Source organism: Actinomadura formosensis (assembly GCF_050948385.1).
Classification (GTDB): Bacteria; Actinomycetota; Actinomycetes; order Streptosporangiales; family Streptosporangiaceae; genus Spirillospora; species Spirillospora formosensis.
This window is the reverse complement of record NZ_CP192011.1, coordinates 764,894-784,088: the sequence shown is the minus strand read 5'-3', so window position 1 is coordinate 784,088 and position 19,195 is coordinate 764,894. Positions and strand designations below refer to the sequence as shown.

The following is a 19,195-nucleotide window of genomic DNA, read 5'->3' as shown; positions in this document are numbered from 1 at the left end:
CGCAGCGCGGCGCGTACCCGCGGGGGGACTTGTCACATCAGTACGGTACGCCGATCTTGCGCCACTTTCGTCCGCCTGTACCCGGTTCGGGAGGCGGTCCGGCGCGGCGCTCGCGGTAGACGACGTAGGGCCGCCACAGGTACCACAGCGGGTAGCTCCACGCGTGGACGAGCCGGCTGAACGGCCACACCGCGAAGATCATCCAGGCGGCGGTGGCGTGCACCTGGTACATCAGCCGCGCGTTGGCGATCGCCCGGTAGTCCGGGGTGCCGGCGAACAGGCTGCGGAACCACGGGGACACCGTGTTGCGGTAGTCGTAGCCGCCCCCGAACTGCTGGATACCGAGCGTCAGGTAGATGCCGAGCACGCTGATGATGCCGAGCAGGATCAGCGCGAGGTAGTCGACCGCGCTCGTCGTCGCGCGGACCCGCGGCACCCCCATCCGGCGGAAGATCAGGATGCCGGCGCCGAGGAGGACGCCGATCGCCGCGACCGATCCGGCGATGCCGGAGAACAGCGTGTAGGCGCGTTCGGGGATGCCGAGCCATTCGGTGAACGACTTCGGGATGAGGATGCCGATGACGTGGCCGGCGATGGCGGCGAACGCGGAGTAGTGGAACAGCGGCCCGCCCCACTTGAGCAGCCGGCGTTCCTGGAGCTGGGTGGAGCGGCTCGTCCAGCCGAACTGGTCGTAGCGCCACCGCCAGATGTGCCCCACCACGAAAACGATCATCGCCGCGTAGGGCAGGATCACCCACCACCACAGTTCCCCGTTGGTCATCGCCGTGCCCCCGCCCCGGTTCCGTTCAGGTACTCCGGTGGGGCGAACGGTTCGAGCCCCACCTCCTCCTCCGGCGGCCCCTTCTCCCACGCCCGCCGCACGAGGGCGAGGTCGCGGCGCCCCGGCCTCGGCAGCCGCGCGCACACCGCCTCGATCAGGTCGGCGTACGGAGTGCCCGCCTCGCGCAGCGCCCTCCGCAGCAGTTCCAGGTCGGCGCGGTGGCGGCGCAGCAGCTTCTCGCCGGCCGGCGTGAGCGCCGCGAAGTCCAGGACGAGCGGCAGGTAGTCCGGCAGCTCGTCGCCGGACGGCTGGAACCCGGCCGCGCGGTAGGCGGTCTTGACCGCCAGCATCGCCATCCCGCGCCCGCGGGTGTCGCCGTACCGGTGGTAGGTCAGGTAGAGCGCGCAGCGGCGGCGCAGGTCGAACGTCTCGACGTAGTGCTGCGCGACCTCGGTGGGCGGGGTGGCGCGCAGCCAGCCGAGGAACCGCGCGAACGCCTCGCGGGACGCGCGGGGGCCGGCCTCGCGGGCGGCGGCGTCGAGCCGGTCGAGCCCGTCGAACAGCGCCATCGTCGGGTACTGCAGCAGCACCGACGCGAGCTTGTAGGGGCTGCCGCTCACGACGCGCCCCCTTCGGGGAAGAGGTGGGGCGCCTCGCCGCGCCCGTCCCAGCCGAGCAGGTTGAAGTGCGTCCGGCCGTCGGTGCCGCGGAACGTGCTCGCGCCGCCGCGGACCTCGCCCGGGTGGAAACCCTCCACGTCCGGCGGGCCGTTCCCGCCCATGCCGGGCCCGCCGTCGCCGTCGAGGCTGCAGAACATCTGCTCGTGCTGGGCGGCGAGCCGCCCGGCGTCCTCGGCGTGCGCCTTCGGGATGACGTAGCGGTCGTCGTACTTGGCGATGGCGAGCAGCCGGTAGAGGTCGTCCAGCTCGTCCGGGGTCGACCCGACGGACGCGGGCAGGTCCGCGTCGAGGTCGAGCCCGAGCTGGGCGGCGCGCTGGATCGCGCGGACGGCGGCGAGCTTGCGCAGCACGTCCCGGACGGTCTCGGCCCTGCCCGCGGTGAACAGGTTCGCGAGGTACTCGATCGGGATGCGCAGGTCGTCGATGGTGGCGAAGACCTTGTCGGGGTCGGCGGCGTCGTAGCCGGCGGCGTGCGCCACGTCGGCGACCGGGGACAGCGGCGGGATGTACCAGACCATCGGCAGCGTCCGGTACTCCGGATGCAGCGGCAGCGCCACCCGGTGCCGGACGGCCAGCGAGTACACCGGGGAGCGCTGGGCGGCCTCGATCCAGTCGGCGGGGATGCCGGCCCGCGCCGCCTCGTCCAGCACGTGCGGGTCGAACGGGTCGAGGAACACCGACAGCTGCGCCTCGTACAGGTCCTGTTCGTCGGGCGTCGCCGCCGCCTCGGTGACCCTGTCGGCGTCGTACAGGAACAGCCCCAGGTAGCGGAGCCGCCCGACGCACGTCTCGGCGCAGATGGTGGGCTGCCCGGACTCGATGCGGGGGAAGCACAGCGTGCACTTCTCCGCCTTGCCGGTGCGGTGGTTGAAGTAGACCTTCTTGTACGGGCAGCCGGACACGCAGAACCGCCAGCCCCGGCAGCGGTCCTGGTCGACCAGCACGATGCCGTCCTCGGCCCGCTTGTACATCGCGCCGGACGGGCAGGACGCGACGCAGGACGGGTTGAGGCAGTGCTCGCAGATGCGCGGCAGGTAGAACATGAAGACCTGCTCGAACTCCATCTTGACCCGGTCCTCGATCCCGGCGAGGTCGGGGTCGTCGAGGGCGTGCTCGGGCGCGCCGGCGAGGTCGTCGTCCCAGTTGCTGCCCCAGCGCAGCTTCATGTCGCGTCCGGTGAGCGCCGAGATGGAGTGCGCGCTCGGGTTCTGCGTGCCCAGCGGAGCGTTGATCACCGTCTGGTAGTCGTAGGTCCACGGGTCGCCGTAGTCGTCGATGGACGGCAGGTCCGGGTTGTAGAAGATGGACAGCAGCTTGCGCAGCCGCCCGCCCGCCCTGAGCTGCAGCCGGCCCCTGCGGTCGAGCGTCCAGCCGCCCTTCCACTCGTCCTGGTTCTCGTACCGGCGCGGGTAACCGGTCCCGGGCTTGGTCTCGACGTTGTTGAAGTAGACGTATTCGGTGCCGGGACGGTTGGTCCAGGTCTGCTTGCAGGTGACCGAGCAGGTATGGCAGCCGATGCACTTGTCGAGGTTCATGACCATCGCCACCTGTGCCATCGGCCGCATCAGAAACGCACCTCCTGGGACCGCTTGCGGATCACCGTGATCTCGTCGCGCTGGTTGCCGGTCGGGCCGTGGTAGTTGAAGGCGTACGTCAGCTGCCCGTAGCCGCCGATCATGTGGGTGGGCTTGACGACCAGGCGGGTCAGCGAGTTGTCGGAGCCGCCGTGCCAGCCGGAGATCTCCGAGCGCGGGGTCATCAGGTGCCGGTCCTTGGCGTGGTACATGAAGACCGTGCCCTCCGGCATCCGGTGGGTGACCACGGCCCGGCAGGCCACCACGCCGTTGCGGTTGTACGCCTCGATCCACTCGTTGTCGCGGACGTCGATCCTGGCGGCGTCCCGCGGGCTCATCCAGATCACCGGGCCGCCGCGGAACAGCCGCAGCATGTGCAGGTTGTCCTGGTACTCCGAGTGGATCGACCACTTCGAGTGCGGCGTCAGGTACCGGACGGTGATCTCCGGCCGGCCGTCCTCGCGGAGCCCCTGCTCACCGAAGTGGCGGACGTAGTCGAGCGGCGGGCGGTAGGTCGGCAGCGCCTCGCCGTACTCGTGGATCCAGTCGTGGTCGAGGAAGAAGTGCATCCGCCCGGTGAGCGTGTGCCAGGGTTTCTTGCGCTCGACGTTGACGACGAACGGCGAGTACCGCCGGCCGCCGCTCTCGCTGCCCGACCATTCCGGGCTGGTGATGACCGCCCGCGGCTGGACCTGGGTGTCGGCGAAGGAGATGTGCTCGCCGGAGCGTTCCTCGGCGAGATCGGCGAGGTCCACCCCCGTCCGCTTTTCGAGGGATTCCCAGCCCTGCATGGCGACCTGGCCGTTGGTGGTGCCCGACAGCGCCAGGATCGCCTCGGCCATGTGCACGTCCCGGGCCAGCGACGGGCGGCCGTCCGCCACGCCGCCGCGCACGACGCCGTTCGCCCTGCGCAGGTAGTCGACCGCGCCGGACGGCACCAGCGTGATGCCCTTGGTGGCCGTCCCGAGCGTGTCGACCAGCGGGCCGAGCGCCGCCATCTTCGCCGCCACCGCCGTGTAGTCGCGCTCGATCGCCACCAGGCGCGGCATGCTCACGCCGGGCACGGGCTCGCACTCGCCGGCCGCCCAGTCCAGGACCCGGCCGCCCGGCTGCGCGGTCTCGTCCGGGGTGTCGTGCGTCAGCGGCGCCGGGATCACGTCGGTGCGGGTGCCGAGCCGGCCGGCGGCGAGCCGGGAGAAGTCCTCGGCGATGAGCCGGAACGCCTCGAAGTCGGTGCGCGCCTCCCACGGCGGCGCGATCGCCGGATTGAACGAGTGCACGAACGGATGCATGTCCGTCGTCGACAGGTCGTGCTTTTCGTACCAGGTCGCCGCCGGCAGGACGATGTCGGAGTACGTGCACGAACTCGTCATCCGGAAGTCGATGGTGGTGAGCAGGTCGAGCTTGCCGCGCGGGGCCTCCTCCCGCCAGGTCACCTCGGCCGGGCGCAGCTGCTCGGGCGACTCCTCGGCGCGGACGGCGTCGTCCGTGCCGAGCAGGTGCCGCATGAAGTACTCCATGCCCTTGCCGGAGGAGCCGAGGACGTTGGCCCGCCAGATCGTCATCACCCTCGGCCAGTTCTGCGGCGCGTCGGGGTCCTGCGCGGCGAACCCCAGCCGGCCGGCCTTCAGCTCGGCCACGATGTGGTCGGCGACGGGACGTCCCGCTTCGGCGGCCTCGTCGGCGAGGTCGAGCGGGTTGCGGTCGAACCCCGGATGCGACGGCGTCCACCCCAGCCGGGACGCCTGGGCGAGGCAGTCGATGAACGCCCGCCCCTCGAACAGGCCGCGGCCGAGCGGGGTGGACAGCTCATCGGCACCGAAGCTCTCGTACCGCCACTGGTCGGTGTGCGCATAGAAGAACGACGTGCCGGCCATGTGCCGGGTGGGGCGCTGCCAGTCCAGCGCGAACGCGGTCTGCTGCCAGCCGGTGAGCGGACGGACCTTCTCCTGGCCGACGTAGTGCGCCCAGCCGCCGCCGTTCACGCCCTGGCAGCCGCACAGCATCGTGAGCGTGAAGAACGTCCGGTAGATCTGGTCGGAGTGGTACCAGTGGTTCGTGCCGGCGCCCATGCAGATCATCGACCGGCCGCGCGAAAGCTCGGCGTTGCGGGCGAACTCCCGCGCCACCCGGATCGCGGCGGCGGCCGGCACCGAGGTGATCTCCTCCTGCCAGGCCGGGGTGTAGGGCTGCGCCGCGTCGCCGTACCCGTCCGGCCACGTGCCCGGCAGCCCGTCGCGGCGCACCGCGTACTGCGCCATCAGCAGGTCGAACACCGTCGTCACCAGCCGGCCGCCGACCCGCGCCACCGGCACCCCGCGGCGGACCGCCTCCCCGCCCTCGGTCGCGCCGGCGTCGAAGCGCGGCAGCTCGACCGGCAGCGCGTCCTCGTGCCGCCCGTACAGGGTGAGCAGCGGATCGACCCCGCCCAGCTCCAGGTTCCACCGGCCCTCCCCGGACGCGGTGAAGCGGAATCCCAGCGTCCCGTTGGGCGCCACCGGCTCCCCGGTGCGCGCGTCGAGCAGGACGGGCTTGTGCGCGGCGCCCTCCCCCGCGTCCCCCAGTTCGGCGGCGGTGAGGAACCTCCCCGGACGCACCGCGTCGCCGTGTTCCTCCAGCGTCACGAGGAACGGCAGGTCGGTGTAGGTCTTGACGTAGTCGGTGAAGTACGGGACCTGCCGGTCGCGGAAGAACTCGCTGAGCACCACGTGGCCCATCGCCATCGCCAGCGCGCCGTCCGTGCCGGGCGCCGCCGCGAGCCAGTCGTCGGCGAACTTGGTGTGGTCGGAGAAGTCCGGGGAGACGACCACGACCTTCTGCCCCCGGTAGCGGGCCTCGGTCATGAAGTGCGCGTCCGGGGTCCGGGTGATCGGCAGGTTGGTGCCCCAGATGATCATGTAGGACGCGTTCCACCAGTCGCCGGACTCCGGGACGTCGGTCTGGTCGCCGAACACCTGCGGCGACGCGATCGGCATGTCGGCGTACCAGTCGTAGAACGACAGGATCGTCCCGCCGATCATCGACAGGAAGCGGGTGCCCGCCGCGTACGACACCGGCGACATCGCCGGGATCGGCGAGAACCCGACCACCCGGTCGGGCCCGTACTCCTTGACCGTGTGCACATGGGCCGCGGCGATCAGCTCGGTGACCTCCGGCCACGACGCCCGGACGAACCCGCCCTTGCCGCGCGCCCGCTTGTACCCGGCCGTCCGCTCCGGGTCCGCGGTGATCTCCGCCCAGGCGGCGACCGGGTCACCGAGCCGGTCCCGCGCCTCCCGCCACATCTCCAGCAGCGGTCCCCGCACGTACGGGTACCGCACCCGGGACGGCGAGTAGGTGTACCAGGAGAACGCCGCCCCGCGCGGGCAGCCGCGCGGCTCGTACTCCGGCGAGTCGGGCCCCACCGACGGGTAGTCGGTCTGCTGGGTCTCCCACGTGATGATGCCGTCCTTGACGTACACCTTCCACGAGCAGGACCCCGTGCAGTTCACCCCGTGGGTCGACCGGACCTCCCGGTCGTGGCGCCAGCGCTCCCGGTAGAACTCCTCGGCGCCGCGTCCGCCCTCCCGGCGCAGCTCACGGTAGTCGCCGGACGGCTTGCCGGGCACGAAGAACTGCGCCCGCCGCAGCAGCCCCTCGACCGGTTCCCCCTTCGGCAGCAGCGGCGCCAGCAACCTCCGGCCGGGCGGGCTCCCGCCCCCGGGCGTCGTCGGCTCCGTGGCCGATGACATGGGACCACCTCGTCTCACGGACCAGGATCATGTGCGCGGCACAACTACCCGGGGTGATCGACCCCCAACCCCGAGTCGACCGTGGCTACCAAATCCACAGGGAAAAATGCCTGTCCCCAGACCCGAGGGGCACCAGGGCGGAGACGGCCGTTCGCACGTCCGCCTGGGCCGTCATCATGGGCGGTGGCGGGATGTCATGGTGCCGGAACGCCGCAGCGACCACTCCGGGGTCGACCGACCGCCGCCCGACCAGGGCCACCAGGTGATCGGGCCGGCGTCCCGGACGAGCGCGGGCACCAGCAGCGAGCGGACGACGAGCGTGTCCATCAGCACGCCGAACGACACGATGAACGCGATCTGGACGAGGAACGCGAGCGGGATGACCACGAGCGCGGCGAAGGTGGCCGCGAGCACCACGCCCGCGGAGGTGATGACGCCGCCGGTCACGACGAGCGCCTCCAGGACGCCGTCGCGCGGCCCGTGCCGCACCGTCTCCTCGCGCGCACGCGTCATCAGGAAGATGTTGTAGTCGACGCCGAGCGCGACGAGGAAGATGAACCCGTACAGGGGTACGGCCGGGTCGGTCGCGGTGAAGCCGAGCACGTGCTGGAAGAGCAGCGCGGCGATGCCGAGGGTCGCCAGGTAGTTGAGCGCCACGGTGGCGACCAGGAGCAGCGGCATCACCAGCGAGCGGAGCAGCGCCACGAGGATGGCCACGATGATGCCGAGCACGACCGGGACGATGACGGCGCGGTCGTGCTCGGCGGCGGCCAGCGTGTCGACGCGCTGGGCGGTGTAGCCGCCGACGAGCGCGTCGGCGCCGGGCACGGCGTGCAGGTTCTCCCGGAGGCGCTCGACGGTCCGCTGCGCGGCGCCGGTGTCGGCGGCGGAGCCGAGGGTGGCGTCCACGAGGGCGCGGCCGTCCACGACGAGCGGCGCCCCGCCCTGGGTGCGCGGGCGCACGTCGAAGACGCCTTCGGTGCTTCTCGCGACGTCCACGACCTGCGGCAGCGCCTGGGCGTTGGTCAGCACGATGGCCGGGTTGCCCGAACCGCCCGGGTAGTGCGCGTCGAGGACGTCCTGGGCCGTCACCGACGGGGCCTCACCGACGAACGTCTCGCTCAGCGGCACCCCCTGCGTGCGCAGCGTCGGCATGAACGCGGCGAAGGCGACCAGCACGACCAGGCAGCTCACCCAGACACGGCGCGGATGGCGGGCCAGCAGGCCCGCGATCCGCTCCCACACCCGGTGCCTGGACGCGTCCGGACGTTCGGGGTGCGGACGGGCGGGCCAGTAGACCGTCCGCCCCACCAGGACCAGGACGGCGGGCAGGAAGGTGAGCGCGCTCAGCAGGGCGCAGCCGATGCCGATGGCTCCGACCGGCCCGAGCGCCCGGTTGTTCGACAGGTCGCTGATCAGCAGGGCGATCAGCCCGAGGGCCACGGTGGCGGCGCTGGCGGCGATGGCGCCGGCCGACCGCCGCCACGCGGCCAGCATCGCCGGCCACCGGCTCGCCCCGAGGGCCAGTTCCTCGCGGAAACGGGCCGACAGCAGGAGCGCGTAGTCGGTGCAGGCGCCGATGACCAGGATCGACAGGATGCCCTGTACCTGGCCGTCGACCGTCACCGTGCCGCGTTTCGCGAGGTAGTAGACGATCGCGCTGGCGAGCCCCAGGGCGAACACCGAGCCGAGGATGATCATGAACGGCAGCAGCACGCTCCGGTAGACCAGCAGCAGGATCAGCAGGACGACGGCCACGGCGACGGCGATGAGCAGGGTGTCGATGCCGGAGAAGGCGTCGGTGAAGTCGGCCTGGGTGGCGGCGGGACCGGCCACATAGGCGCGGGTCCCGGGTACCTGTCCGGCGTCGGCGCGAATGCGGTCCACGGTGTCGGTGCTGCGCTCGCCGACATCGGACCGGATCTGCACGACCCCCGTCAGCGCCGCCCCGTCCCGCGATGGGATGACCGGAGACGGCGTCCCCGTGACATAGGGGACGCCTTGCAGCGAGGCCAGTGCACGCTGCGCCGCCGCACGCTGGTCGGGTGACACACTGCCGTCCTGGGCCGTCCACACCACGATGGCGGGGATCGTCCGGTTCCGCTGGAACGCGGCCTCCTGTTCCAGCACCCGCGTCGATTCGGCGCTCTTCGGCAGGAAGGACGACTGCTCGTTGGTGGCGACGTCGCCGAGCTTGCCCGCGTACGGGCCGAGCGTGCCGCCGATCACCAGCCAGATCAGCAGCAGCGCCGCCGGCAGGAGCCAGCGGACGATCCGTGACGCGGCCATCACCGGGCTCGCGTCATGGACGGCCCGGCATGATCATCCGGACGGCGGCGGGAGCGGGAACGGTGCTCATGGGCGTCTCCTGCCCTGCGTGTCCGCGCTCATGCACGGCCACGCCCAGGACCGGCCGGGACCGGCCGGGCGCCTCGCCGGGGTCGGCGGCGAGGCGCCCGGCCCGCACCGGAAAAGGCCGGCTGGTAAGGCTCGCCGCCGTCCGCTCACCCCACGGAAGCGGCGCCGGAGCGCGATTCCCCCCTTTCCCGCCGGCCGGCGGTGAAGAAGCCGATGAGCGCGGCGACCGTGGCGACGGCCTCCCCGGCGAAGCTGATCGTCTTGTCGCCGTACCACTGCGGGTCGTACATGCGCGGGATCGGCCCGAGCTGCCCGAAGTCGACGAAGTAGTACAGCAGGACGGCACCGGCGGCGCTCGCCGCGACGACGAACGCGATCGCGTAGGTCCATCTGCGCGCCCACAGCAGCACCAGAACGGCGGCGACGGCCGCCGCGATGGCCTGCCCGTAGAACAGGTCGTCCCCGGGGATGACGTTGTCGGGGGTGTTCGGCCCGGGGGCCATGTCCGGCGCGAACCGCCAGTGCACGATGGCGTCGGCCGCGAGTCCGGCGGCCACGAGAAGACGAAGAACAATGCCCATACCCATTGCACGGTGACGGCCCGGCCGCGGATCAAAAAGCCCGCACCTTTTTCGGCACGGACACCCGCCCCCGCTCGTCAGCCGGACCCGCCCTTGACCCGGCGATAGCTCCAGTACAGGAGCCCGAAGAGGATGAGGCCCGACAGGATGAGGCCGGAGCCCGTGCTCCACCCGCTGAACGGGAGTTCCGGCACGAGCGCCCAGGCCACGCCGGCACCGATCAGAGTGAGCCCGGTCAGGATGGAGCCGGTCAGACGCCACCACGAGGTGATGCTCTCCTCCGCCGCCTTGATCGCCCGTACCCGGACGGGTTCCACGAAACGGTGGACCGCCGAGAACTCGCTCGCGAGGATCAGCAACCCGGAGAGCACCAGCAGCAGCCCGGGGCCGGGCAGCACGAGCAGCGCGATGCCGCCCAGCAGCACCATGCCGCCGACGACGAGCACCAGGGCACGTTTGGCGGACCGCCGGTACATCATCCCGTACCTCCGTCCGAGGGACCACGTCCCACCATGCTGCCGTACATCTGCAATTAGATCTTGCGCAAAGAACGCCCCCCAAACCCCGGTTCTGTCAAGAGAGGGTCTCCGGGGGACGTCAGGAGGGAAGTTTGCTCCAGTCCTCGACCACGGCGTTCCAGTCACTCCGATTCAGGAAGTGGCAGTAGGGAAGCTGGGAGTTCGGCAGGCGCAGAGGCTTGTGGCCGGCCCAGCAAGCGACCTCCACATGGCATAGCCGAAGCTGCTTGATCACCTCGATGGCCGGCAGGAGATCGGTGTCTCCGGAGAAGAGGACGAGCGCGTCGTACTGCCTGCGGAGAGCCAAAAGCATGAGATCGACGGCTATGGCAACGTCGATCCCCTTCTCGCGTGGAGGGTCATCGGGCCAGCCCCGGTAGTTGAGTTGGCGGCGAACGACGTGGACCCGAGGATCACGTGACCACTGCGCGGCTTGAGCATCGTTGGCCGATGTGGGCAGGGGCTGGTGATTGGGATCGGGTCGCCCCCGGTAGACCCGGACGGCCGCGACGTTGCTGGTCCGGGCACGCCGCTGCTAGATGATGTCGGCGACACGGCACGGATCGGGTACACAGCGGTAAGGCGGAACGCCATAGTTCTCGAAGAGACCATGCCCGACGAGGTGGACGTTTTGATAGTCCAGGAACAGAGCCACACGCTCGGTCACCGGCGTTCTCCAAGAAAAAGCCCCGCCAGTCCCGGAGGACGGCGGGGAATAATGGGCTCATTGTAAGAGGGATCAGCGGCCAGCGTCAACCAGAGTCTCTGACTCCCCGTTACCCCGACGTGGGCAAGCTCAAGGTACTCGCCGGCACTCTCGGTCGTCTCGAAATCACGCAAAGTTGCCGAGGTCATGTCGGGGCCATCGGCGATGACGGCCGCAGGCCATACGTGGGCTGAGCATCGGACTGCGCCGAACTCGTTCGTGACCGCGTCCAGTGTGCGGGATTGGGGGGCCGTCTTGATTCGTCCGGGTATGAAGGCGGCCCCGTCCCGGGGTGGGGGGTGGGACGGGGCCGCAGGCCGCGCGGTACCGGGCGACGGTCGTCCGCGCGGCGGGTCCGGTGCCGTGGGGGCGCCCCGGCTGGGGGACGCCCCCGCGGGCTCAGTGTTCGGCCGCCGCTTCGGCGCCCGCGCCGGTGAGGGCGCGGACCTCGATCTCGGCGTACTTGGCCGCGTTGTACTCCTTGCTGAGGACGGTCCCGAGCCAGCCGCACAGGAAGCCGAACGGGATGGAGATGATCCCGGGGTTGCTCAGCGGGAACCAGCTGAAGTCGTGGTCGGTGAACAGCGCCTTGTCGGAGCCGGACACGACCGGGGAGAACGCCACGAAGAAGATCGCGGAGCCGAGGCCGCCGTAGATGGCGGAGACGGCGCCGGTGGTGTTGAACCGCTTCCAGAACAGGCTGTAGAGGATCGCGGGCAGGTTCCCGGACGCCGCGACCGCGAACGCGAGGGCGACGAGGAACGCGACGTTGAGGCGCTGCGCGTAGATGCCGAGGACGATGGACACGGCGCCGATCACGAAGGCGGAGATGCGGGCGACGCGGACCTCGTCCCGCTCGGTGGCCTTGCCCTTGCGGAACACGTGCGCGTACAGGTCGTGGGCGAAGGACGAGGACGACGCCAGGGTCAGCCCGGACACGACCGCGAGGATCGTCGCGAACGCGACCGCGGCGATGACCGCGAGGAGGATCGTGCCGCCGGTGGACCCGAAGACGATCTCACCGATGCGTTCGGCGAGCTGCGGCGCCGCGGTGTTGCCGGCCGGGTTGACGGCGGCGATCTTCTTCGAGCCGACGAGCGCGGCGGCACCGAAGCCCAGGACGAGGGTGAACAGGTAGAAGACCCCGATCAGCCCGATGCCCCACATGACGGACTTGCGGGCGTCCCGCGCGGTCGGGACGGTGTAGAAGCGGATCAGGATGTGCGGCAGCCCGGCGGTGCCGAGCACGAGCGCGAGACCGAGGCTGATCAGGTCGAGCTTGCCGGTGAGGCCCTGCTCGGCGGTGGCGTAGCGCAGGCCCGGCTCCAGGAACGCGCCGCCCTTGCCGCTCTGGTCGGCGGCGTCGTCGAGCAGGCCGGACAGGTTGAAGCCGTACTTGCCGAGCACGAGCAGCGTGATGAGGGCCGCGCCGGTCATCAGCAGGACGGCCTTGACGATCTGCACCCAGGTGGTGCCCTTCATCCCGCCGAACACCACGTACACGATCATCAGCACGCCGACCAGCGCGATGGTCACGCCCTTGGCGAAGTCACTGGTGAAGCCGAACAGCAGCGAGACGAGCGCGCCCGCGCCCACCATCTGCGCCAGCAGGTAGAAGATCGACACGATGATGGTGGAGACACCGGCGGCGGTGCGGACGGGGCGCGGGCTCATCCGGAACGCCAGCACGTCCGCCATCGTGAACCGGCCGGAGTTGCGCAGCAGCTCGGCGACCAGCAGCAGCGCGACGAGCCAGGCGACGAGGAACCCGATCGAGTACAGGAAACCGTCGTAGCCGTACAGGGCGATGAGCCCGGCGATGCCGAGGAACGACGCGGCGGACATGTAGTCGCCGCCGATCGCGAGGCCGTTCTGCGCGCCGGTGAAGGACCGTCCGCCGGCGTAGAAGTCGGTGGCGCTCTTGGTGTTGCGGCTGGCCCACACGGTGATCGCGAGGGTGGCGGCCACGAACACCACGAACAGGGTGATCGACAGGGTCTCGTGGCTCATCGGGCGTCCTCCGCGGTCTCGGCGACGGGCGTCCCCTCGGCCAGGATGTCGGCGCGCACCTTGTCGGCGAGCGGGTCGAGGTGGCGCTCGGCGTGCCTGGAGTACAGGTAGGCGATGCCGAACGTCGACACGAACTGCAGCAGCCCGAACACGAGCGCGATGTTGATGGAGCCGACCAGCTCGGTGCCCATGAAGTCGCGCGCCCACCCCGACAGCACGACGTAGAGCAGGTACCAGCTGAGGAACGCGGCGGTCATGGGGAATGCGAATCGGCGGAATCTGCGGCGGAGTTCCTGGAACTCCGCGGTGCCCTGGAACCGTTCATAGACGGTGCCGGCGGCGCTCTTATCGACGGACACGGCCGCCCTCCTCTTTTGTGACGCCAGTCACGCGCCACCGTAAAGACCCAGCTCGGGAGGGACGAGGGGGCGGCGGCAAGGCTGCGGTCAGCCGCCGTCCACCGTCGCCGGACCGCTCCACCCGTCGATAAGCGGTCGCTTTTGCGCGATGAACGGTCAGACCCGGCGGGGCCGCCAGGTACCGCGATCGACGTTGAGCGACTCCGGAGTGTGCAGGCGCACCATCATGCGGGCGACGCCCGGCGGGACCCGCCGCTGCGTGCACAGCGACACGGCGATCATGACGGTGAACGCGATGGGGACCGTCCACGCGGCGGGCTGGGCCAGCAGCGCGCCGGCGAGCCCGGACGGCGGCCCGGCGGCGATCGTCACGACCACGGCGGTGCCGGCGAGCGCGCCGCCGGTGGCCAGGCCGGCGAGCGCGCCCGGCACGGTGAGCCGCCGCCACCAGACGCCGAGGACGAGCAGCGGGCAGAACGTGGACGCGGCGACGGCGAACGCGAGCCCCACCACGTCCGCGACGGCGAGGGACCGGGCCGCGATCGCCAGGGCCAGCGGCACCACCAGGGCGATCAGCGTTCCCACGCGGAACGAGCGGACCCCGCCGCGCAGGATGTCCTGCGCCAGCACCCCGGCGACGGACACGGTGATCCCGGACGAGGTCGACAGGAACGCCGCCACCGCGCCGCCCGTCACCAGCGCGCCGAGGAGGTCGCCGCCGAGCCCCCCGATGAGCCGTCCGGGCAGGGTGAGGACGACGGCGTCGGCCCGTCCGGTCATCAGCAGTTCGGGCGTGTAGATCCGGCCGAGCACCCCGTACAGCGCGGGGAGCAGGTAGAACGCGCCGAGCAGCGACAGCACCATCACGGTCGTGCGGCGCGCGGCCCGCCCGTCGGGGTTGGTGTAGAAGCGGACCAGGACGTGCGGGAGCCCCATCGTGCCGAGGAACGTGGCGAGGATCAGCGAGTACGTCGCGTACAGCGAGTGTTCGCGCCCGTCGAGCGGCATCGCCCATTCCCGGTCGGTGGTGACGGGCCGTCCGGCGACGTGCGGGACGTCGGCGCCGGCGGGGAAGGTGATGGAGGTGTCCTGGTCGATGCGGTGCGGCCCGGGGTTGAGGGTCAGCGGGGCACCCGGGTAGTGGTGCCCGTCGATCCCCCCGGTCACGGTGACCGGGACGGCCTCGGTGACGTCCACCGTGACGGCGACGCCGACGGAGACGGTCGTCCGGTCCGGAAACCGGGGCGGGGCGTCCGACGACAGGCCGGGCGCGCCGTCGTGCCGCCACGCCAGCAGCAGGAAGACCAGCGGGACGGCCAGCGCGGTCAGCTTCATCCAGTACTGGAACGCCTGGACGAGGGTGACGCTGCGCATCCCGCCGACCAGCACGTTCACGGCCACGACGACCGCGATGAGCACGCCGCCCGCCCAGACCGGCGTGCCCGTCACCGTGCGCAGCACGAGCCCGGCGCTCTGGAACTGGGGCAGCAGGTAGAGCCAGCTGATCAGCACGACGAGGGCGCTGGCGACGCGCCGCACGGCCATGGACTCCAGCCGCGCCTCGGCGAAGTCCGGCAGCGTGTAGGCGCCCGACCGGCGCAGCGGCGCCGAGACCAGGACGAGCAGGACGAGATATCCGCCCGTCCAGCCGACCGGAAGCCACAGCATGTCGGCGCCGTACGCCAGGATCAGGCCCGCGATGCCGAGGAAGGACGCCGCCGACAGGTACTCCCCGCCGATCGCGGACGCGTTCCGCAGCGGCGTCACCGTCCGCGACGCGACGTAGAAGTCGGACGTCGTCCGGGAGATGCGCACCCCGAGCACGCCGATGAGCACGGTCGCGACGACGACCAGCAGGACCCCGGCGAGCCCGTACGCGGCGCTCATGGCCGGTCCTCGCCCCCGTACGCGCGGTCGACGAGGTCGGCGAAGTCGTCCTCGTTGCGCTCGGCCCGCCGGACGTACCACCAGCCGCAGGCCACGAACCACGGGTAGATCAGCCCGCCGAGCAGCAGCCACGGCAGCGGCAGGCCCAGCACCTCCCGCTCGCGCACCTCGGGGACCAGCGCGAACAGCAGCGGCAGCCCGATCACCACGACGGCGAGCACCAGGCACAGCCGGGCCGCGAGCCGCGTCTGGGCGCGCAGCAGCGAGCGCATGTACGCCTCGCCGAGCCCGGTCTGCTCGTCGATCTCCCGGGTCACCGGGTAGCGGGGCCGCCGGACGGTCCGGGCCCGCGGCCCGGTCACCAGCGTCCGGCCGGGCGCGATCCCCGGCCCCCGCTCCTCCCCGTCCGGCCGCCCGGCGGGGGCGCGGGGGCTCAGTGCGCTCTCCTCGCCCGGCGCACCAGCAGGTCGCGCAGTTCCCGGACGTGCCGGCGGCTCACCGGCAGTTCCACCTCGCCGACCAGGATGGTGCAGCGTCCCGAGTCGAGCCGCAGTTCCTTGATCGCCGACAGCGCGACCAGGTGGCTGCGGTGCACCCGGACGAAGCCCGCACCGCTCCAACGCTCGCTCAGCGCGTTCAGCGGGATGCGCACCAGATGGCTGCCGCCGGAGGTGTGCAGCCGCGCGTAGTCGCCCTGCGCCTCCACGTACAGCACCTCGGCGGGGGTGACGAACCGGGTCACTCCGCCCAGTTCGACGGGCATCGGCTCCGGCTCGGACGGGGCGGGCTCCGCGGCCGCGTCGGCCCAGCCGGCCTCCTCGGCGGCCTCGGTCACCCGCGTGATCGCCAGGCTGAGCCGCTCCGGCCGCACCGGTTTGAGGATGTAGTCGGTCGCCTTGATCTCGAACGCGTCGACGGCGTGCTCCTCGTACGCGGTGACGTAGACGATCTGCGGCGGGCGGGCGAACTGGGCGAGGACCCGGCCGAGCACGGTGCCGTCCAGGCCGGGCATCCGGATGTCGAGGAAGACTGCGGCGATGGGACGTCCGTCGGCGAGGGCGCGGTCGAGTCTGCGCAGCGCGGCGGCGCCGTCCCGGGCGGTGTGGATCTCCCCGATCCGGGGGTCGGCGCGCAGCAGATGGACGAGGTCGTCCAGCGCGGGCGCCTCGTCGTCCACCGCAAGGACCCGCAGGCCCACCTCCACCGTTCCCTTCCCCCCGTTTCGTCCGCCACATTCCAGTCAACGTATGCGCGAGAGTCAAGAGGTCAGGAGGCCGTGACGCCCGGCCGGTACTTCGGGACGCGCACGATCACCTTCGTCCCGGCGCCGGGACCGGTCTCGACGGCGAGCCCGTACTCGTCCCCGTACACCTGGCGGAGCCGGTCGTCCACGTTGACCAGCCCGATTCCGGGCTCGTCGGCCGGCGTGCGCCGCTCCCCCGCGAGCAGGCGCCTGACCTCGTCGGGATCCATGCCGATCCCGTCGTCCTCCACGCTGATCACGCAGTCGGACCCGGCGTCCTCGGCCACGATCGTGATCAGGCCGGGCTCGGACCTGTCCTGCAACCCGTGCCGGACGGCGTTCTCCACGAGCGGCTGCAGGCACAGGAACGGGACGGCCACGGGCAGCACTTCGGGCGCGATCCGCAGCGTCACCCGCAGTTCCTCGCCGAACCGGGCCCGCTGCAGCAGCAGATACCGGTCGATGGACCGCAGTTCCTCGGCGAGCGTCGTGAAGTCGCCGTGCCGCCGGAACGAGTACCGGGTGAACCCGGCGAACTCCAGCAGCAGTTCCCGCGCCCGCTCCGGATCGGACCGGACGAACGAGGCGATCGTGGTCAGCGAGTTGTAGATGAAGTGCGGCGAGATCTGCGCCCGCAGCGCCCGCATCTCCGCCTCCATCAGCAGCGCCCGCGAGTGGTCGAGTTCGGCGAGTTCCAGCTGGGCGTCCACCCACTGCGCGACCTCCTCCGCCGCGCGGATCAGCCCCGCCGGGACCTCCTCCCCGTAGGCGGCGAGCGTCCCGATGACCCGGTCGCCGGTGGCGAGCGGGACGACCACGACCCGCCGGATCGGGCAGTCGATCCGCTCGCAGGCGACGTCGTGCACCTGGGTGCGCCCGTTCCCGAGCGTGACCTCCGCGTGCGCGAGCCCCTCCGCCGCGTGGTGCCCGTGCTCGCCGTCCCAGGCCAGCAGCCGCTCCCCGTCGGTGATCGCGAGCGCCGGGCAGTCCAGCAGCGCCCGCAGATGCCGCGCGGCCTTCTGCGCGCCCTGCTCGGTCAGCCCGGCGCGGAAGGCGGGCGCGGCCCGGGACGCGGTGTGCAGCATCTCGAACGTCGCCCGCCGCGCGGGCCCGCCGAGGTCACCGCCGCCCCGGCCCTGCCGCCGCCACCACAGCAGCGCCGGAACCCACGTCACCAGCAGCGCCGCGACAACGGCGACGATCACGTCCATCCCGCAAATTTATGCCGCTTTCGACATGCTCTGTGAAGTTGATCACGTTGCTACATACTCGGTATGGCGCAATCGCGGGATTCGTGTCATCTTGATCAAGCCGACATTCACGATCTTGGCCGGAGCCCGCCGCTCCCCCGGGAACTCACGGACGGGGCCGGCCGTGAGGAGTGCGCATGCGTCGCCGTCGAAGTCTGGCTTCCCTCGCCGCCCTGTTCCTGGCCTTCCCGTTAGCCGCCGCACTGCAGGCCCCGGCCTCCGCGAGCGAGCTGACCCTGTCCAACTTCGAGCTCCGCCCGAACGCCTACGGCACCGATCTGCAGACCCGCGCCGACGCCCTTCCGCTGGTGAAGGGGACCGTCACCACCATCATGAACGACCTGAACCGGCTGAGCGAAGCGACGCCGGTCGCGATCAACAACGCCTGCAACTCCGCCGCCGTGGCGTCCGGAAGCACCGTCGCCGTCGAACGGAGCGTCTGCTTCACCAACGGCGACAACGGCACCACCGAGTGGTATCCGCAAGGCGTCACCACGGTCGCCGACATGCAGGCCGACCGGGTGTGGGGCAACGGCTACCAGCCCGTCCTGGCCAGCTGGTACGACCACAACGACAACGCCGACGGCATGGTCAAGGGCATCCGTATCAGCTTCATGGACCCCTACACCGGCAGGTACCGGCACGTCCTGCTGGTGTATCCGCGGGCCAACGGCGACTACGACACGATCCGGGTGTCCGAGGATCCGGCCGACCCCGACTACAACAAGGCCCTGCACGGCGGCGGCATCCTCTGGTACGGCAACTACCTGTTCGTCGCGGACACGGCACGCGGGTTCCGGATGTTCGACATGCGCCGCATCTACGACCTGGGCGCGTCCACCAACGGGACGACGAGCAGCCCGACCCTGGTCGGGCTCCACGGCAGCACGTACTACGGCTACGGCTACCGCTACATCATGCCGCAGGTCGGCTCCTGGACAGCGACGGCCCCGACCGGCACCACCTGCACCACATCGGACGGGTCACCGAACTTCTCCTACGTCGCACTGGACCGCAGCGGAACCGACCACCTCGTCTCGGGCGAGTACTGCGCCAGTACCGAGGCGACCAACGGGCGGGTCGCCGCCTGGCGGATCTCCGACGCGTTCGACGCCAGCGGCAACCTCGTCATGAACACCGCGTACCGGTGGAACGCCGACGCGGCGTACAAGCTGCCGGTCAGCAACGTCCAGGGCGCGATGCGGTTCAACGGCCGCTGGTACCTCAGCCGCAGCCACGGTGAGACAGGCGCCGGGACCCTCTACACGACCGACCCGGTGACGTCGTCCACCACAACCCTCACGGTGGCGAAGCAGCAGGACCTGGGAATCGGCCCCGAGGACCTGTCGCACTGGCAGGGCGGCTCCGACCCCGCCAACCCGACGCTCGGCACCATCTGGACCGTAGGCGAACACCCCAACAAGCGAATGGTGTACTCGGTCTACCCCCAGTAACCCCTTGAGACGCCCGGCCGGCCTCCCCGGCCGGGCGTCTTCGCGTCTCACCAACCCCAGCCA

The 19,195-nt window shown here is 71.2% G+C and carries 15 protein-coding genes; 1 reads left to right on the top strand and 14 read right to left on the bottom strand.

From position 1 onward, the window contains the following. Nucleotides 1-37: 37 nt before the first annotated feature. From narI to ACQP1N_RS03590, 14 genes are all read right to left on the bottom strand, one after another. Nucleotides 38-781 (bottom strand): respiratory nitrate reductase subunit gamma, encoded by a 744-nt coding sequence (gene narI / locus ACQP1N_RS03655; RefSeq protein ID WP_067793104.1) that lies wholly within the window; start codon nt 779-781, stop codon nt 38-40. After that, nucleotides 778-1,401 (bottom strand): nitrate reductase molybdenum cofactor assembly chaperone, encoded by a 624-nt coding sequence (gene narJ / locus ACQP1N_RS03650; protein ID WP_433229087.1) that lies wholly within the window; start codon nt 1,399-1,401, stop codon nt 778-780. Before narJ ends, narI begins: the two co-directional genes overlap by 4 nt. Further along, entirely contained in the window at nt 1,398-3,026 is a 1,629-nt protein-coding gene (gene narH, locus ACQP1N_RS03645; RefSeq protein WP_067793110.1) for a nitrate reductase subunit beta, read from the bottom strand. Before narH ends, narJ begins: the two co-directional genes overlap by 4 nt. Then, nucleotides 3,026-6,766, bottom strand: a complete 3,741-nt coding sequence (locus ACQP1N_RS03640; RefSeq protein WP_084262348.1) for a nitrate reductase subunit alpha — start codon at nt 6,764-6,766, stop codon at nt 3,026-3,028. The genes narH and ACQP1N_RS03640 overlap by 1 nt, the downstream gene beginning before the upstream one ends. A 174-nt stretch (nt 6,767-6,940) precedes the next feature. Continuing rightward, nucleotides 6,941-9,055, bottom strand: a complete 2,115-nt coding sequence (locus ACQP1N_RS03635; RefSeq protein WP_433229085.1) for an MMPL family transporter — start codon at nt 9,053-9,055, stop codon at nt 6,941-6,943. A 215-nt stretch (nt 9,056-9,270) separates the two neighbouring features. Continuing rightward, nucleotides 9,271-9,705 (bottom strand): hypothetical protein, encoded by a 435-nt coding sequence (locus ACQP1N_RS03630; RefSeq protein WP_131732312.1) that lies wholly within the window; start codon nt 9,703-9,705, stop codon nt 9,271-9,273. Nucleotides 9,706-9,782: 77 nt separating this feature from the next. After that, entirely contained in the window at nt 9,783-10,184 is a 402-nt protein-coding gene (locus ACQP1N_RS03625) for a PGPGW domain-containing protein (protein WP_067793123.1), read from the bottom strand. Between the two features lie 118 nt (nt 10,185-10,302). Continuing rightward, nucleotides 10,303-10,683: an NYN domain-containing protein gene (locus tag ACQP1N_RS03620; protein WP_433232566.1), complete on the bottom strand. Its 381-nt coding sequence runs from the start codon at nt 10,681-10,683 to the stop codon at nt 10,303-10,305. 645 nt (nt 10,684-11,328) lie between these two features. Beyond that, nucleotides 11,329-12,939, bottom strand: coding sequence for a solute symporter family protein (locus ACQP1N_RS03615; protein WP_067793125.1), 1,611 nt, complete (start codon nt 12,937-12,939; stop codon nt 11,329-11,331). Then, nucleotides 12,936-13,298, bottom strand: coding sequence for a DUF485 domain-containing protein (locus tag ACQP1N_RS03610; RefSeq protein WP_207393919.1), 363 nt, complete (start codon nt 13,296-13,298; stop codon nt 12,936-12,938). Before ACQP1N_RS03610 ends, ACQP1N_RS03615 begins: the two co-directional genes overlap by 4 nt. A 156-nt stretch (nt 13,299-13,454) precedes the next feature. After that, nucleotides 13,455-15,185 carry a cation acetate symporter gene (locus ACQP1N_RS03605; RefSeq protein ID WP_067793130.1) on the bottom strand — a complete coding sequence of 577 codons (1,731 nt, stop codon included), beginning with the start codon at nt 15,183-15,185 and terminating at the stop codon, nt 13,455-13,457. Continuing rightward, nucleotides 15,182-15,547, bottom strand: coding sequence for a DUF485 domain-containing protein (locus tag ACQP1N_RS03600; RefSeq protein ID WP_242608574.1), 366 nt, complete (start codon nt 15,545-15,547; stop codon nt 15,182-15,184). Before ACQP1N_RS03600 ends, ACQP1N_RS03605 begins: the two co-directional genes overlap by 4 nt. A 71-nt stretch (nt 15,548-15,618) precedes the next feature. Beyond that, nucleotides 15,619-16,389 (bottom strand): LytR/AlgR family response regulator transcription factor, encoded by a 771-nt coding sequence (locus ACQP1N_RS03595; protein ID WP_242608575.1) that lies wholly within the window; start codon nt 16,387-16,389, stop codon nt 15,619-15,621. 62 nt (nt 16,390-16,451) lie between these two features. Next, the gene (locus ACQP1N_RS03590; protein WP_067793132.1) at nt 16,452-17,639 is read right to left on the bottom strand and encodes a sensor histidine kinase; all 1,188 of its coding nucleotides are present in this window, start codon (nt 17,637-17,639) and stop codon (nt 16,452-16,454) included. Between the two features lie 176 nt (nt 17,640-17,815). On the opposite strand from ACQP1N_RS03590, the gene ACQP1N_RS03585 reads away from it, so the two are divergent. Then, nucleotides 17,816-19,132, top strand: coding sequence for a hypothetical protein (locus tag ACQP1N_RS03585; RefSeq protein WP_207393920.1), 1,317 nt, complete (start codon nt 17,816-17,818; stop codon nt 19,130-19,132). Nucleotides 19,133-19,195: the final 63 nt, after the last annotated feature.